The organism is Opitutaceae bacterium (assembly GCA_041395105.1).
Taxonomy (GTDB): domain Bacteria; phylum Verrucomicrobiota; class Verrucomicrobiia; order Opitutales; family Opitutaceae; genus B12-G4.
The window spans coordinates 144,695-160,820 of the sequence record JAWLBB010000009.1 but is presented as its reverse complement, the minus strand read 5'-3'; the positions used below and the strand labels follow the sequence as shown (position 1 = coordinate 160,820).

At 61.8% G+C, this 16,126-nt stretch carries 10 protein-coding genes; 4 read left to right on the top strand and 6 right to left on the bottom strand.

Annotated elements, in window-relative coordinates:
• Nucleotides 1-1,307: hypothetical protein (locus tag R3F07_19065; GenBank protein MEZ5278491.1), on the bottom strand; the 1,307-nt coding region annotated here is incomplete at its 3' end.
• A 145-nt stretch (nucleotides 1,308-1,452) separates the two neighbouring features.
• Nucleotides 1,453-2,766, bottom strand: coding sequence for a divalent metal cation transporter (locus tag R3F07_19060; protein MEZ5278490.1), 1,314 nt, complete (start codon nucleotides 2,764-2,766; stop codon nucleotides 1,453-1,455).
• Between R3F07_19060 and R3F07_19055 the strand changes: the two genes are divergently transcribed.
• Nucleotides 2,765-3,115 carry a hypothetical protein gene (locus R3F07_19055; protein MEZ5278489.1) on the top strand — a complete coding sequence of 117 codons (351 nt, stop codon included), beginning with the start codon at nucleotides 2,765-2,767 and terminating at the stop codon, nucleotides 3,113-3,115. The two genes, R3F07_19060 and R3F07_19055, sit on opposite strands and share 2 nt — an antisense overlap.
• 28 nt (nucleotides 3,116-3,143) lie before the next feature.
• On the opposite strand, the gene R3F07_19050 is transcribed toward R3F07_19055, so the two are convergent.
• Nucleotides 3,144-3,419, bottom strand: coding sequence for a hypothetical protein (locus R3F07_19050; GenBank protein ID MEZ5278488.1), 276 nt, complete (start codon nucleotides 3,417-3,419; stop codon nucleotides 3,144-3,146).
• A gap of 74 nt (nucleotides 3,420-3,493) precedes the next feature.
• Nucleotides 3,494-3,877 carry a cupin domain-containing protein gene (locus R3F07_19045; protein MEZ5278487.1) on the bottom strand — a complete coding sequence of 128 codons (384 nt, stop codon included), beginning with the start codon at nucleotides 3,875-3,877 and terminating at the stop codon, nucleotides 3,494-3,496.
• A gap of 4 nt (nucleotides 3,878-3,881) precedes the next feature.
• On the opposite strand from R3F07_19045, the gene R3F07_19040 reads away from it, so the two are divergent.
• Complete coding sequence (locus R3F07_19040; protein MEZ5278486.1) at nucleotides 3,882-4,421, top strand: hypothetical protein; 540 nt, start codon at nucleotides 3,882-3,884, stop codon at nucleotides 4,419-4,421.
• A 508-nt stretch (nucleotides 4,422-4,929) separates the two neighbouring features.
• On the opposite strand, the gene R3F07_19035 is transcribed toward R3F07_19040, so the two are convergent.
• Nucleotides 4,930-5,730 carry a DUF1080 domain-containing protein gene (locus R3F07_19035; GenBank protein MEZ5278485.1) on the bottom strand — a complete coding sequence of 267 codons (801 nt, stop codon included), beginning with the start codon at nucleotides 5,728-5,730 and terminating at the stop codon, nucleotides 4,930-4,932.
• The gene (locus R3F07_19030) at nucleotides 5,706-6,641 is read right to left on the bottom strand and encodes a metallophosphoesterase (protein ID MEZ5278484.1); all 936 of its coding nucleotides are present in this window, start codon (nucleotides 6,639-6,641) and stop codon (nucleotides 5,706-5,708) included. The genes R3F07_19035 and R3F07_19030 overlap by 25 nt, the downstream gene beginning before the upstream one ends.
• A 493-nt stretch (nucleotides 6,642-7,134) precedes the next feature.
• Here R3F07_19030 and R3F07_19025 point away from each other — a divergent pair, with 493 nt between their 5' ends.
• Together R3F07_19025 and R3F07_19020 are read left to right on the top strand one after the other, a co-directional pair.
• The gene (locus R3F07_19025; protein ID MEZ5278483.1) at nucleotides 7,135-14,265 is read left to right on the top strand and encodes a right-handed parallel beta-helix repeat-containing protein; all 7,131 of its coding nucleotides are present in this window, start codon (nucleotides 7,135-7,137) and stop codon (nucleotides 14,263-14,265) included.
• Complete coding sequence (locus R3F07_19020) at nucleotides 14,255-16,099, top strand: hypothetical protein (protein ID MEZ5278482.1); 1,845 nt, start codon at nucleotides 14,255-14,257, stop codon at nucleotides 16,097-16,099. The genes R3F07_19025 and R3F07_19020 overlap by 11 nt, the downstream gene beginning before the upstream one ends.
• Nucleotides 16,100-16,126: the final 27 nt, after the last annotated feature.

Here is a 16,126-nt window from a genome sequence, read left to right as displayed (position 1 = left end):
CTGCTCCAGGCAGCCCAGCGCGGAGCACCCTTGAAGAACAGACCCCAGACGAGGGGCATGGCGTAGGGGATCGCGATCAGGGAGCCGAAGAGAATCATGATTTCGAAGAGATCGAAGCCCTCGATCTTGCGGATGGCCAGGGCGGAGAAGATGATAAGAACTCCGAAGATGGCGGACGCGACCTTCCCGGTTACGAGAAGCTCCCGGGGCGAGGCCGCCTTGCGGAAGATCGGCTGATAGAAGTTCTTCACGATGATGCCCGCATTCCGGTTCAGGCCGGAATCCATTGAGGAAATCGTCGCGGCGAAGAGGGCGCAAAGAAGCAGACCGAGCATCCCGACCGGCATCAGCTCGATTCCGATGAAGACAAAGGCGCCTTCATAGGCCTTTTCGCCGAGATGGGGGAAGACGATGGCCAGATCGGGCTGGATGATCCGCGCGGCCATCGGAGGGATGAACCAGATGAAGGGGCCGATGAACATGAGGCCGGCCGCCATCAGGGCCGCCTTGCGGGCCTGTTTGTCGTCCTTCACGCAAAGGTAGCGGTAGGAATCGAACATATTGTTCAACTTGAAGGATTGGATGACGAACGCCGCGAAAATCCAGACATAAACGAAGGTGGCATCCTGAGCTTCCCAGAACTTGAAGTGACTGGCGGGCAGCTTTTCAAAGAAACCGGAAAGGCCACCGACGGCCGGGTGATTGAGGGCGAGAAAACAGGCCACGATCGTGATCGTCATCAGGAGCACCGTCTGCATGAAGTCTGAGGCGACGATGGCCCAGGAACCGCCCGACACGGCCATGAAGACGACGACTGCGCCGACAATCCAGATGGTCAGGTTGGGCGGGACATTGAAAAATCCCGAAGCGACGATGGCCAGGCCGTTCAGCCAGATGCCGGCATAGACAACGCTCATCGGCACCTGCAGCCAGGTGAAGATCTGCTCGTTGGTGTGTCCATAACGGTCACGCACCCCTTCGATGGCGGTGATCGTGCGCATCCGCCGGAACTTGGCCGCAGTGACAAAGTAGTTGCAGAGGTAGCCGACCGCGTTGCCGAAGAAGATTGCCGCCACCAGCACTCCGTCGACGTAGGCCTTGCCCGCCGCGCCGGTGAAAGTCCAGGCGCTGAATTGGGTCATGAACGCGGAAGCCCCCACAAGCCACCACAACATGCTGCCCCCTCCCCGGAAATAGTCGCTGGCATCCTTGCTGAAGACCCGGAAAATCAGGCCAAGGCTGAGCTGAAAACAGAAGTAGAAGACGATGACCAGAAGGTCCCAGCCGTTCAAATTGGTTCCAAACATAGAAGGGGGTGTTTTGGGGCTATCGCGTGGCCAGGGAGGCCGGATTTCGGTTTATAATTATTAAACAGGGAAGCGATGCAACAGAAATGTTGGGAAACCGGATCATCGTGCCGTGCCGTGCAGGGCAGGAGCCTCTGTCCGGCGTTCAGCGTTCCGATCGGTTGTTCCTGGCAAAGTGCCAGATGGCCGCGACGGCGATCAGGCCGACCAGGCTGAGGATGCCGGTCCATCGGGTTTTGGACCAGATGCTGAAAAGGCTTCCGAGCGTCGCCAGCGCAATCGACAGGACCATGAGCAGGTTCCAGCGCAGGCGACGGCTGCCGGCCGGTCGTTCGGCTCCCAGCGCCCGGCGACTGTTCATCAGCAGGAAAAAGCTCACGTAAGCGATGGGAAGGAGGACCATGCCGAAGACGGAGGTGGGTACGGCCAGCCAGAAGGCAGCCTTGCTCCAGAGAAAGGGGCCGAGGACGCCGACCAGAGGCATGAGGGTTCCCATCTTGTAGGTGAGGCTGCCCTTGGCGGCACCCACGGCCTCGGCCACTGCAAAGCCGTTGATCAGCATCAGGATGATGATGGTCGAAAGGGTCATGGCCAGGACCCCGAAGCCGAAGATGAACTGGCTGAAGACGGTTCCGGTCAGCGGCGTGAGGGCGTTGGCCAGGTCGAAGGCATCGCGTTTGGCCAGCATGGCGGCCACCTGCCGTTCGGGAAGGGGAAGGGGGGCTGATTCGAGTTCGGCCCCTCCGGCTTTGATCCGGGCCTGGACGAGGCTGTTGTAGGAGGCCTGGATGGGGCCGGGAGCAATGATGGCCTGGCCCTGAGCGTCGGTTTCTCCGAGCAGCCCCGGGGCCGGTCGGGTGTGAAACTGCGAAGCCGCGGCAATGACCACGCAGCTTGTCGCGATGGTGAAGGGGATGAGCAGTCCGGTCGAGAGATCAAAGCTGGCCAATCCCCGGAACCCCTTCGTCCAGCCCTTGGCCAGAAGGATATAGGGCATGAGGAAGGTCATGTTGATGCCGACCGCGGTGCCGACCGTGGCGATCATGACATCCCGCTGTTGACCGAGGATCAGTTCCGACCAGAAGACACGGGAGGCCGGTTCCATCGCGGCGAGGACGGGCGCATAGCCGGGGGCGGGCTGGGTCAGGAGATTCAGGTTGGGAACAAACCCCTTGAAGACCTCGAGCCACGAGACGGCATCCCCGGCTGGGGTCAGTCTGGACGACCACACGACAAAACAGAGGACGATAAAGGCGACCACTGCCTTGAGGATCCCTTCGAAGATCTTCACCCCGCGGCTGCCTTCTCCGTATCTCCAGACAATGGATACAGCGATCACGGCCATCAGGACACCGACAATCAGCTTGCTCCAGGAAATCCGGCAGGACGCCCGGACCCGAGCAGGGCCGGGGGCCAGGTTCTGACGGATGGCGGCTCCGCCGAGACTGAATTGCGGCATGGACCAGACCAGGTTCGCCAGGACCGTGGCAGCCAGCCAGGCCCAGGCGGAGGACCGGGCTGATGTGCTTGCGGACCGTCTGAAAGGGGGCTCTCCAGTCGAGAAATTTGACGTAGCTGATCGCGCAGAGCATGACGATGCCGAAGACCATCGCGAGCGGCTGCAGCCAGAGCATGTTGGTCCCGGCGAGGATGCCGAGATAGAGGCTTCCGGCGAGGGATCCGCCCCCGAGCGTGACGGCACTTTGCAGCCAGCCGGGTCCCGCCAGGCGAAGGTAGGTCGCGATGGTGGCACCCCGGCCGCGGGAATGTGCGTGGGAGATGGCGGCGAGATCCTTTTCGACTTCTGACGACATGGGGCGTGGGGGTTGATGAAGATCAGTATTCGGAGGGGCGGGGGCGCGCTATCAGATTGAGATCCTCGAGCCAGAGACGAGCAGCTTCGGGCCATCGGGTCAATGGTCCGGCCCGCATTCCGTAGCCGTGGTTGTTGCCCAGGTAGAGGTGGAGGCCGGCCGGGACTCCGGCACGGGAGAGCGCGGCGAAATAGCGAAGGGCTCCGCGGGTGTAGGGCTGTTCGCCGGCCTGCTGCGACGGCGCCATCGTCATGTTCAGTCCAAGGAATAGGATCCAGGCGAGGGTTCGTTCGGGCACCGGTCTCCAACGGAATCGTGAAGGACCGCCGCAGGCTTGAGGGGATTCCAGTCCGGAATGGCCGGTGCCGTGCTTCACCCCTGGATTCTTGCGCTGTATTCTTCGATGACCGGAGACCAGGCATCGACGACTTTTGCGGGCTCCGATTCGGTCCAGACGCTGTGGGGCACATTGGCCGGGATCGCCATGACTTCGCCCGCGACGACCCGGTGGATGGTCTGTCCGATCTGGAATATGAGAAGTCCGGACAGGACCATGGTAATCTGCTCGCTTTCGTGGGAGTGGGTTTCGAAGCGGCTGTTCGGTTCCACCTCAAGATAGGTGAGCATGGTATCTTTCAGGCTGACCGCCCAGCGCCGGGCGCCGGGCACCGCCGGTTGCATGTGCAGGAGCTCGCGGGTGGCGTGGATGGGGATGTTCCGGATATCCCGCACCATGCAGGTCGAATGGGGCGACATCTTCTTGAATTCCTCGGTTTGGTTCCGGGGGACCCTGCTCTGCTCGACCACCTTCGCAGCCGGTCGGGGCGAAAAAGGCCTCGGCCGATGTTGTCAGCAGGTAAAGCCGCTCAATGCCGAGCAAACAGGCGGCGTTGACCATCCGGGCATTCAGGGCCGTTCCCAGGCGTTGACCCTGGTGGCCGCCGGCGACCACCAGCGACCTCAGCAGACCGCTTCGCCCCTTCGGTTCCAGGCCGATCGCGCCGACGACTTGCCCGTCGACCTCGGCGACGAGGCAATGGCCGATGACGCTGTCCAACCCACGATCGGGAAGATCATTGTCCTCAAGCAGGCCCTGGATCTTCACGAGATCCATGGGGTTCGCGTGGCGGAATTCGTAATCGCCGATGCATGGGTGAAGATCGAAATGGTATCGAGCGCTTGTCCATTCCTTGAGGATTCCTGCCGAATGGCAAGACAGCATCCCATTCTCCCGCCACCCTTTTTGAGGTTGCCGAAAGGGAGAAGCGAGGGCGGACTCAGTCGAAGGTCCGGATCTTGATGCTTCGGAAATGGACCTCGTCGCCGTGATCCTGGAGAAAGATCGGGAAGTCGCGACCTTGGCAAGTCCTCGATCTCCGCATACTTGCTGCGCGCCGAGGCCTCAAGGGTGACCCGAGTTCGAATTCGACCGCCCAGACCCATCGAACAGTGTTCCACCGTCTTGTCGGGGTGCACGACGATCCGGGCGTGATGCCGGGCCCCGGCTTTCGCGGAACCTCCTGATTCGCGACCTCCCTTCGCGAGGATGAGGTCGTAAAGCGAAGCGAGGGTCCGGTTGCGGCCGCACCTTTTCCTGCATCGGCTTATGCCAGTCGTCATCGATCAGCAGCTGATATTCGAGCCCGGTGGCAAAGTTGTAGGACCCCGGCGTTTCCGTTGCGAAATCTTGATGCCGCTGTTGGCCTTTTCGGTGAGCTTGAATTCCAGCTGGAAGTCGAAGGCACCAAATCGGTCGGTGGTCGCGAGATCGTCCGATTTCAATCCGATGACGATCAGCTCGCCGTTTTCTATCCGCCAACTCCGGTCAGGGAAGGCCTCGGAGGCGGCACCACGCCACCCTGTCGGGGTGGATCCGTCGAAAAGCAGACGCCACCCGAGGGCCTGCTCCGCGGGTGCCAGGAGATGGGCACGGTGTTGCGGACGAATACGCCCTCCGGCGGAGTCGGCCCGGCCACATCGGTGCGAATCCTGAGATTGCGCCAATGGATGCGTTTGCCCTCGGGCGACCGGCTTCCGATCGAGTGCACCTGCAGGCCGATGACGCCCCGGGCGGTTGCATCATCGATCAGGTGAGCGGTCGCGATGCCGTTGACCCAGGTTCGCAGGGACGACCCGACACATTCGATTCGCAGATGGTTCCAGTCGCCCGGACGGTAGGCGGACTTGGCGGAAGGATTCAACTCAAGCCGGTAGAGCCAGCCCCGGCGGGCTTCGTCGTAGATGCCACCGGTCCAGTTCCGGTCCGTCTTCTCGTCAATCTCGCATTGGTAGCCATGGACCCGGCCGTCCTTGAAATCGGCAGTGGAAAGGCTGCGAAACTGAATCCCGGAATTGATGATGCCGTCGACCTTGACTTCGCATTCGAAGATGAAGTCGCCGAAAACGTCATCGGTCACGAGAAAGCTGTTGGGCGAATCCGATACCGGTGTTCCGACAATCGCGCCGTCGGCGACAGCATAGTCCGCCGCACCGTTGGCCTGGTGCCAGCCGGTCAGGTCACGTCCATTGAAGAGGGATGCCCACTCGCCAGAGGCGCTCGACAGGGTGGCGCCGACAGTGAGGATCAGGAGGATTGGGTGCTTCGGCATAGGGTGAAACTTCGTTCGTCGGGATTGCCCATCAGGTAGGCGAGGTGGTTCGGATGCCGGCCGTCGGTGAAGTCGCGGCCGTGTCGTCTTGCCCCGTGGATATTGGTCTCCGGCTGCCAGAGGTGAGAAGGAAGCTGAATCACGTTGACTTCAATCCGGTCGTCGAAGACCGCGAAATGGACGATGTCGTGAGGAAATGAAGCCGGTCCGGTGGCGGCCAGGTGACAGATACCCTTCTGGATCACCGTGCCGGTGATGTGAATGTGGCCGCTGAGCACGGCCAGAACGGAATCGGATTCGGCCTCAATCGCTTCAAGGATCTCGGGCTCGAGGCATTTGTAGGAAGGGAAGTCCATGCTGGCCGCGAGGATAGTCTCCTCACGCAGGCAGACCAGCGGTACATGACAGGCGATGATCTTGGGCTGGCCGCGATGCCGGTCGAGGAGCCGTTTGAGATTCGCGAAACGCCGCTCCCGAACAGGTCGCGGGAGTTGCTCACCGGTACCGGCGTTGTTGAAGACGATGAACGCGATGCCCTCGCGCTCAAAGCTGTAGTGATCGGCCACACTGAAGGCATCTTTGAAGGGCAGCTCCCACTTCGGGTCTCCCTCGTTCTGCTTCACTTCGTGGTTTCCGATTACCGGAAAAACCTCAACCGGGAGCTCGTTGAAGGCGGCGGCCATGAACGGACACTCCCTCTCTGCCGCTGTGAGGGACTCGCCGTGGATCAGGTCACCGATGGCCAGAATGAAGTCGGCGGGAGGAAGCAGCCCCGGCTTGCGGAGGGCCTCGAGGAGCCAACCTGCCCGGACATTGGCTCCGGCGTAGGTGGGGACATCGAGCTCGTGCCGGCAATCACGATAGTGAATGTCGTTGATCTGGATGAATTGCAGGCGGGGTTCGGCAGTCATGGTGGCAGAGACTCAAGCCGATTCATCGGTCCGACTCAATCATGGATCACGATTTCGACGCGGCCCGGGCGATTCTGTCGATGCCCGGGGCGGTGATCGGCAAGGGCGTGTGCGGATCGGATGATTCCGGAGAAAACCATGAGACGGGCATGGGGAGAATGGGCGGAATTCCATGGGGATTCGCCCGGGGTATTGGATATTCTTATCCTATTCGTAAGGAGAGGTTTATAGCAGTTAAGGAGAGCTGTTTGTACTCGTTAACCTTAGGTGGATCGGATAGATTCGGAGCATGGCTCAGTGAGGCTCGCGATTCATGGGCTTTGGGCACTTCCACCACAGCCTGGAGGGGCTTGGCCGGCGACGTTCGGCCCCCCGGTATCAGGCAAATCCGGTTGGGCTCCGAAGCCTCGAGTCGGGACAGACAGGAGGACCTGATATGAAGACTTCGGATCGATACCCAAGGTGGCCCGGATTAGTGCTTCTGGGCGTGATCATGATGGCAGGTTCCCAGGCGCGCGCGACCGACGTGTCGGGAGTGATCGCGGCGAACACCACCTGGACGGCGGCCGGAAACCCCTACAACCTGGTCGGCAATGTCGTGGTGAACAGCGGGGTCACCCTGACCATCGAGCCCGGCGTGCAGCTGGTGGCGTCGCATTACTCAGGGATTATCGTGAGGGGTTCGCTGTCGGCCGCAGGCACGGATTCGGATCCGATCGTGATGGATGGTTCAACGGCAAGTCCTGGTTGGTGGCGTGGAATTCACGTCGAAGATGCCGGTTCCGCCAGTCTGAACCACCTGCAGATTTCCAACGGCGGTTACTACACCTACGCCGCGATCATGAAATCCGGCACGGGCGATCTGACCCTGCGAAACAGCCTGGTGCGCCGCAGCAGCCATGCGGGCCTCAAGCTCACCGCGGGTTACGGGACATTCGTTTCGGAGAGCAACGCGTTTGAAGACAATAACGACGGCATCGTCCTGGGAACTGACACTTCGTTTTCGGATACAACCTCCACCTTTTCAGGGAACACCTTTGCCGCGGTCACGGCCATTGGGGGGCACCACACCAAGGCGGTCAGCTGGGAGCTTTCCGCGTCCTATGCCATCGTGATTGCAGCCGACCAGATCGTTGATGCAGCAGCCTCTCTGACCCTGAAACCGGGATTGGTGGTCAAGGCTGTGCATTACGCAGGCTTTGTCGTGGACGGCGAACTCGTGGCTGAAGGGACGACCTCCAAGCCGATTGTCCTGACCGACTATCGGGACGATTCGGTGGGAGGTGACACCGCCAACGATGGAACGGCCACCGCGCCGTCACCCGGCTGGTGGGCGGGGATCAGCGTGCGGAATGCGGGTTCGGCCAGCCTGGACCATTGCGAGATCGCCTATGGCGGCTACTACTATTACGCGAACCTTTACAAGAGCGGGACGGGCAGCCTCAGCCTGCGCCACTCGACGCTGCGTAGGAGCAGTCACGCCGGTCTCAAGCTCACCAGCGGTTACGGATCATTCCTTTCCGAATCCAATGCCTACACCGATAACGCCGACGGGATTCGCCTGGGCCTGAACACAACGTTCACCGACACAACGTCCACTTTTTCCGGGAATTCCTATGCCCCGGTTGTGATCGGAGGGGGGCATCACACCACTGCGGTCAGCTGGGAGCTTTCCTCGGACTACGCCATCGTGATCGAGGACAGCCAGATCATCGATGCAGGGGCGTCGCTCACCCTCAAACCGGGCCTGGTGGTCAAGCACGCCCACTACGCGGGGATCTATGTCGATGGCCAGCTGACCGCGGAAGGTAGCGCGGTCAAGCCGATCGTCTTCACCGATTACCGCGACGACACGGTCGGAGGGGACACCGGCCATGACGGAACGGACTCGTCGCCGGCCCCCGGCTGGTGGGCGGGTATCACCGTTCGGAATACGGGCTCGGCCAGCCTGGACCATTGCGAGATCGCCTATTGCGGCTACTACAACTACGCCGGCGTCTACAAGAGCGGGACGGGCAACCTCAGCCTGCGACACTCGACCCTGCGCAAGAGCAGTCACGCTGGTCTCAAGCTCACCAGCGGCTACGGATCATTCCTCTCCGAATCCAATGCCTTCCGGGACAATGCCGACGGGATCCGCCTGGGCCTGAACACCTCGTTTTCCGATACCACGTCGACCTTTGAGGGGAACTCGTTTGCGCCGGTGGCGGCTGATGGAGGAACCCATACGACCGATGTCAGCTGGCAATTGTCACCTTCCTACTCAATCGTGCTGGCTGACAGTCAGCTGGTCGGAGCTGCCGGATCGCTCACCCTGATGCCGGGCCTGGTCGTCAAGGCAGTCCATTATGCCGGTCTTCGAGTGAGTGGTGAACTGCTCGCCCTCGGAACGCCGGGCAGTCCGATCCACTTCACGGACTATCGAGATGACGCCGTCGGCGGCGATTCCAACCACGATGCTGATGCCAGCCTGCCTGCGCCGCATTGGTGGGCGGGAGTCAAAGTCAATCCCGGAGGATCCGCGACCTTGGAAAACTGTCGGGTCGGCTACACCGGCTATTACGAATATGGCGGAGTCAAGGTGGAAGGCGACGGCACTCTCAACCTTGCCGACTCAACAATCCATAGTGGCGGGGAAAGCGGTCTTTATCTGTATCAGGCAAGCGGCATCATATCCGTGAACGGATGTCTTTTCACCGGGAACAGATCCGGTGTCCACGTCAGGGAAACGTCCCAGGGGGTCACCATTGGGTCGTGCCGGTTCGAGGGCAACAAGGACTACGGCATGGTCAACTCCAGCTCGGTTGAGGTGGATGCGCGGTCCAATTGGTGGGGAGACGCCAGCGGGCCGTTCCACACGACCCTGAATCCGGACGGAACCGGTGACCGCGTCAGCAACGGCGTCCTCTTCGAGCCGTGGCGGACGAGTTCCGGAGTCGAAGGAATTCTCGCCCCCAGGCTTTCCGGCACCATCGTGGCCGGCGATTCGCTTCGCTTCATCGGTTCGCCGGCAAGCAATGCGGCGGACGGTTATTGGTGGGATTTCGGTGATGGGCGCAACTCGTCCGTCCAGAATCCGGGGCTGGTTCGCTTCTCCAGAACGGGTGACTTTGAGATTGCGTATGCGGTTGTCGTCGACGGTGAGATCGCTCCCTTCGTCGAAGGCCGGACCTATGCCGTGGTGGCGAACACCGGGGATTTTCCGGACCTCCGTCTGGATCGGCTGACGGTCCCGGCAAATGTGGGTGTTGGGGAAACCGTGACGATCGACTATGCGGTCACCAATGTCGGCCCCGGTGCGCTCGCCGAGTCGACCTGGACCGATGCCATCTATGTCTCGGAGGACGAATATCTCGATGCAACGGATACGGTGGTTGATTCGAAATCCGTCACCCGAAGCCTCGGTAAAGATGAGTCCTATTCCGGCCAATTTGAGGTGATGCTTCCGGCCATCGAAGACGGCGTGCGCCACCTGATTGTCTCGGTCAATGATGAATGGAGCCCAGTCGAACTCCATCGCCTGAACAATGAAGGCGCGGAGTCGGTCCGCATCACCGTGCCCGGACTTGAGGCCGGCCAGGTTCTTTCCGGAAGCCATCCCGTTGGCCGCTCCGAGCAGTATTTCCGCATTCCCGCGACAGGGGGGAAGAGTCTTCTCGTGACCTTTGGTCATGACGTCAAAGGGCTGACCGCCGTCATCAAGTTCGGGACACTCCCGACCCGAAGCGTGCACGATCACCTGCTCGAGGATGGCACCCTGGTCATTCCCGCTGCGACGAAGGGCGACTGGTATATCCTGGTCTACGGAGACGGCCTGCTGGAGGAGGGTGATTTCACCCTGGAATACAGCGAGGCTGACCTGGCCCTGACATCCGTGTCTCCCAGGATGCAGGACAGTGCCGCGGAACTGGAACTCAATCTGGTGGGCGCCGGTTTCGCGGGTTCGATCGAGGTGGACCTCGTCTCGTCGGGTGGAGCGGACTTTGCCGCGGATTCGGCCATAGTCGCATCATTCACCAATGCGACGGCGGTCTTTGCCGCCGGCCGGCTGCCGGCAGGTCGATATCATGTCCGCGTCACCCAGGGTGGCCATTCGTCCATGCTCGACGACGCCGTCGAAATGGTTTCGGGAGGCGCACCGGATTTCCACGTCAATGTCATCACCCCGTCGGTCATGGGTTACCACCAACTGGCGACGCTATTTGTCGAGTATGAGAACCGAGGAACCGCTCCCATGCCGGCACCATTGCTCGTCTTGACGCCACGTCAGAACGAGAAACCAGGCGCCCTTCTGACTCAGGATCGGTCGCTCCTTTCCCAGGGATTCTGGACCTCGGCCATCCCCAGGGGTTTTGCCACGTCCATCCGGCTGCTGGCCGGAGGAGAACAACCCGGTGTCCTCATGCCGGGCGAATCGATGCGGATTCCCGTCTATTATGCCGGCTGGTTGAAACCCTGGGATTTTTCGTATCCGCCCTTCAAGTTCGACGTCGTGACCTCGACGGCCGACGACGACCAGGTCGTTCCCTGGACCTCGCTCAAGGATGCTCTCAGGCCGGAGGCCGAAAGCGAAGCCGCCTGGGATGCCGTCTGGCAGAACCTGTCAACAGCGCTCGGAACCACCATGGGCGACTTCGTCACCATGCTCTCACGGAACGCCGTCTATCTTTCGCGGATCGGCGTGGATGTTCGGGACGTCGGCCAGCTGTTCACCTTTGAACTGCAGAAGGCCCGAGGCCTGATCGGCCCGATGTCCGAGCTTACGGGCACCGTGGACCTCGCAACGCACCGGGGGCTCATCAGCCTGAACGTCCTACGTTCGTTCCCGAGAAACCTGACCCAGCGCTACCGGCTGGGTCCGTTGGGGTATGGTTGGAATCACGGATGGGAGGTCCAGTTGGCAAAAGAGGCTGACGGTACGGTGGTTCTCACGCGCGGTAACGGGGCCACTCATACCTACCAACCCGACAGTCGGAGCGGAACCTACTTCTCGACCAAGGGCGACCGGTCGAAGCTGGCAGCACAGAATGACGGCCACCGCCTTACCCTGACCAACGGCACCATGCTGTTCTTCGACGCCTCGGGCCGGTTGACCCGGGCCGAGGATCGCCATGGCCTGGCCATTTCCCTTCAATACACCTCCGGACGCCTGAGTCATCTGGAGCACTCCAACGGCCTGTCTATCACCATCACCTACAATGGTTCGGGGCTGATCTCCCGAATCGATGACTCGCTGGGGCACCGGGTGAGCTACACCTACGACGGGGACAAGCACCTGGTCGCGGTCACGGACCGCAAGGGCAACGAGACCACCTACGATTACGCGCCTTCGGACGATCCTCGCAAGCGGCATGCCCTTACCGGGATCACTCAACCGGGCGGGGTTGTGCAGACCTTCACCTACGACACACAGGGCAGATTGGCCACCCATCACAATGGGCTCGGGGTTTCCCGCTTCGCCTACGATCAGGGAAACCTGACGGTGACCAACGGGGCGGGGCTCTCGACGACGGCCTCCTACAGTCACCGGGGGGTCTTGACCCGGATGATCGACGCCGAAGGCGGTCTGACCACAATCGAGGAGGATCCGCAGGATCGCTCCGTCCGGATCCGGTCGGCTGACGGCAGTTCCGTCCTGCAGGTCTATGACCGCGATGGAGCCCTGAGGCGGATGATCAACCAGGAAGGGGCCGAGTGGCAGTTTGAGACGGGCGCCTTCAATCAGCCGGGCATCACGACAAGTCCGACCGGTCGGACATTCCGACGTGAGTACGACGTCAGGGGCAACCTCACCCGTACGGTCCAGCCGGACGGGACGACTGCGGCGTTCGCTCACACCTCGTCCGGTTGGCGGAGTGGGCATACCAATGCCCTCGGGATTACCGAGGAAACCACCTACAATGCATTTGGTCAGGCCGTGGAAAAGCGCTGTTCGGATGGCTCGACCCGGACGTTTGAGTACGACGCGAAGAACCGCCTGGTCAAGGCGACCAACGCCGAAGGCACCACCCGGTTCACCTACGATGCCGTGGGCAACCTCGTGCGTGTCGCCTACCCGAACGGTCTTGACCTCGAGTATGCGTATGATGATGCCGATCGGCTGGTGGCCTCGATCGATCCGAACGGTCAAGCCAGCCGGCTTGCTTACAATGCCGGCGGTCTGGTGGATCGACTGATGGACGAGGATGGCAACGTCCTCGTGCGCTATGTGTATGATGGGGCGGGCCGCCTGGTGGAGAAGCAGTTGCCCGACGATGTCACCACGGTCTACGAGCGAAACGGAAGGGGACAGATCACCCGACAGACCACCCGGGATGGATCGGGAGCCGTCCTGGCCGACTTCAGGGCCGATTACGACTCGAGCGGCCTGCTGACCCGCTACCAGACGCCCCAGGGTGTCACCGTTTATACCTACGATCCGGCCGGCCACCTGAGCTCGTTGGCGTTTGAGCCGGCCTCAGGGCCGACCGAAACCGTCCAGTACAATCGCGATCCCGACGGACTGCTGGAGAGCCTGGTCATCAACGGTCAGGAAACAGCGGTTACGGTCGACGCCGCCGGGCGGTACGTCGGTTTCGGCTCTGACGAACATACCTACGATGCCGTGGGCAACCTGGCGTCCCGTGAGATCGGATCCGATACCATCAACTATTCCCGCAATGCGATCGGGAAGGTGGTGGAGATCGAGACCGGCGCCGGTGACTATCAGATCCGCTACGACGCTCTGGGGACACCGCTCGAAGTGAGCGGCCCCGGCATGTCAGTGAACTACCTCTACGACGGACTGCGCAAATCAATGCTCGTCGGTGAGTACGAAGCGGACGGCGACCCGATCCGGACCTACCAGAACGGGCTTGAAATGAGCGTGGTTCATTATGACGGGAAGACCTACTTGCCGGAGTACGATCCCATCGAGGGCGATCCGGTGCTGGCCCTGACCCTGAGTAGCACCGGCTCAACTGCGGGTGACGACCACCCCGTAGCGCACGACCAGCCACCGTTGTATCCGATGTTCCAACCGCCTTACCGGTTCCCGGGATTCGATCTGCCGCAGCCCGGTGATTTCGGCTATGGAACCCCGTGGATGCTGCTGGAGATGGCCGGGCCGCATATCCGGCGGGCGATCAGCCCGACTGGCTTCGGCGTCAAGGGCAGCTTTGTCGATCAGGTCCTCAGCACGATGTCCGATTCAGATACGGCTGAAGGGGGGCTGATGGCCGACGTTGGGTTCGTCAGCGGGTTAACCGGTCTGTTCGGGGGGCTGAATTCGGTGGCCGACGGTCTTGGCGACCTTTTCAGCGTCGAGGTCGTCATCATGGATCCCCCGGATTTCGTGACGAAGTGGGGCGGGGAAGTCTTCGAGGTGCTGACCGGGGACCGGCTCGGCAACGTCCTGAACGGCTTCGGTCTCGTCTTCAGCGGCTTCGAAGTCATCACCGGTATCAGCGAAACCTGGAGCGACAACCGTTCGATCGACATGAACGACGTCCTCAATCCATTCGGCAGCACGGACGGCGGGACCATGAAGATCCGTCACGGCCTCGCCACCGGGGCCATGACCCTGCTCGGAATGGCGGCGGCCGGCGGCAGCGGTGGCCGCCGCGTGTGTGACCATGATCAGTGACCTGACCGGGAGGAGTTGGCAGGAGGCCTTCTGGATCTGGAAGGATGGCCTCGATGTCACCGGCGAGTCCCTCCAGGGACCCGCCTGGGCGGGATCCCAGGATCCCAATCAGAAACTCGGTGTCGCCGGCTATGGTCAGGCGAACTATGTCTCGGGTGATCGATTGCTCGTCTACCGGATCGATTTTGAGAATCATCCGGACGCGACCGCCCCGGTTCAGGTGGTGACCATCCGCGACCGGCTTCCGGCCGAGACCGACTGGACCACCTTTGAACTGGTCGAGGTCGGGTTCGGCGACATCAGTGTGCCGATCGCCCCCGGGACCCGGTTCTTCGAGACCGTGGTCGACTATGCGTATCAGGATGAAGACTACGAACTCGAGGTGGAGGTGCACGTGGAGGTTGGTATCGAGGACGGAGAGATTTCCGCCATCTTTTACAGCATCGATCCGGCCACCGGATTGCCGCCCCCGGTCGATGTCGGCTTCCTTCCGCCGGAACCCGCGAAAGGAGAGGCGGACGCCGTGCCGGGGCAGGGGCGCGGACAAGGCCATCTGACTTACTCGGTTCGGCCGAGGCCGAACCTGGCGGACGGCACCGAGATCCGTAACGTGGCCACCATCCAGTTCGACTTCAGTCTCGAGATCGACACCAACCAGGTCGATCCGCTGGATGCCTCCAAGGGAACGGATCCGGCAAAGGAGGCCCTGCATACGATTGACGCGACGCCGCCGACAGCCTCGGTGGCGACGCTGCCCGATCAATCTGGAAGTGACTTCACCGTTTCGTGGTCCGGAGACGATCCCGGAGGTTCCGGGGTCGCCTGGTACGACATCTATGTCTCGATTGACGGCGGAGCCTGGGAACGTTGGCTCAAGCACATGTCCGAGACCTCGGCTGATTTCGCCGGTGCATCGGGGCATACCTACGCCTTTTTTGCTCATGCCACCGATGGAGTGGGACACGCGACCCTCCTCGCACCGACGGCGCAGGCGCAGACCATTGCGGGTGTCTCCTTCCTGGTGAATATTGCCAATCGCGGTGGGGTGGGGACCGGACCCAATATCATGATTCCGGGCTTCGTCATCAATGGCACCGGGACCAAGAAGGTGCTGGTGCGTGCGGTCGGTCCGGAACTGGAGACCTACAGCGTCACCGGTTTCCTTGGGGATCCGGAACTCAGGGTGGTCTCAGCCGGCACGGTTGTTGCGGCCAATGACGACTGGTCGGATGCGGCCAATGCGGCGGAGATTGCCATGGTGGCCAACCAGGTCGGCGCCTTTCCGCTGCAGAACGGCTCGAAGGACGCGGCTGCGCTGCTCGACCTTGTGCCCGGAAGCTATACGGTCAAGGCCCTCGGGGTGGGGCAGACCACCGGGGTGGCCCTGGTCGAAGTCTACGATGTGGACGACTCGGCCAATCCCGGCGCAAAGCTGGTCAATATCTCCAACCGGGGCGAAGTCGGAGTCGGTGCGGCCATCATGATTCCCGGCTTTGTCATCGGCGGTGAGAGCGCCAAGACGGTCCTGATCCGCGGGGTCGGACCCAAACTGGCCGATTATGAGGTCACCGGGGTGCTCGAGGATCCCACCCTGCGGCTCTTCCGCGCCGGCGAGGCCACGCCGCTGCTGACCAACGACAATTGGAGCGACGCGGCCAACGCGGCGGAACTGGCTGCGGCCGCCGAGACGGTCGGGGCTTTTGCCCTGGATGCCGGCAGCAGGGACGCCGCCGTCCTCGTCACCCTCGAACCGGGCAGCTACACGGTCAAGGTCGCGGGGGCCGGAGGCACCGAAGGCGTCGCCCTGGTCGAGGTTTATGAAGTCCCGGATTGAGATGCAAACAATACGTAGTTGGCTACG

Excerpts from the sequence above, each read along its gene's own strand:
- R3F07_19055 (MEZ5278489.1), top strand. The coding sequence starts at position 2,765 with ATGGACCAGACCAGGTTCGCCAGGACCGTGGCAGCCAGCCAGGCCCAG.
- R3F07_19060 (MEZ5278490.1), bottom strand. The coding sequence starts at position 2,766 with ATGCCGCAATTCAGTCTCGGCGGAGCCGCCATCCGTCAGAACCTGGCC.
- R3F07_19045 (MEZ5278487.1), bottom strand. The coding sequence starts at position 3,877 with ATGTCGCCCCATTCGACCTGCATGGTGCGGGATATCCGGAACATCCCC.
- R3F07_19035 (MEZ5278485.1), bottom strand. The coding sequence starts at position 5,730 with ATGCCGAAGCACCCAATCCTCCTGATCCTCACTGTCGGCGCCACCCTG.
- R3F07_19030 (MEZ5278484.1), bottom strand. The coding sequence starts at position 6,641 with ATGACTGCCGAACCCCGCCTGCAATTCATCCAGATCAACGACATTCAC.
- R3F07_19025 (MEZ5278483.1), top strand. The coding sequence starts at position 7,135 with ATGATGGCAGGTTCCCAGGCGCGCGCGACCGACGTGTCGGGAGTGATC.
- R3F07_19020 (MEZ5278482.1), top strand. The coding sequence starts at position 14,255 with ATGATCAGTGACCTGACCGGGAGGAGTTGGCAGGAGGCCTTCTGGATC.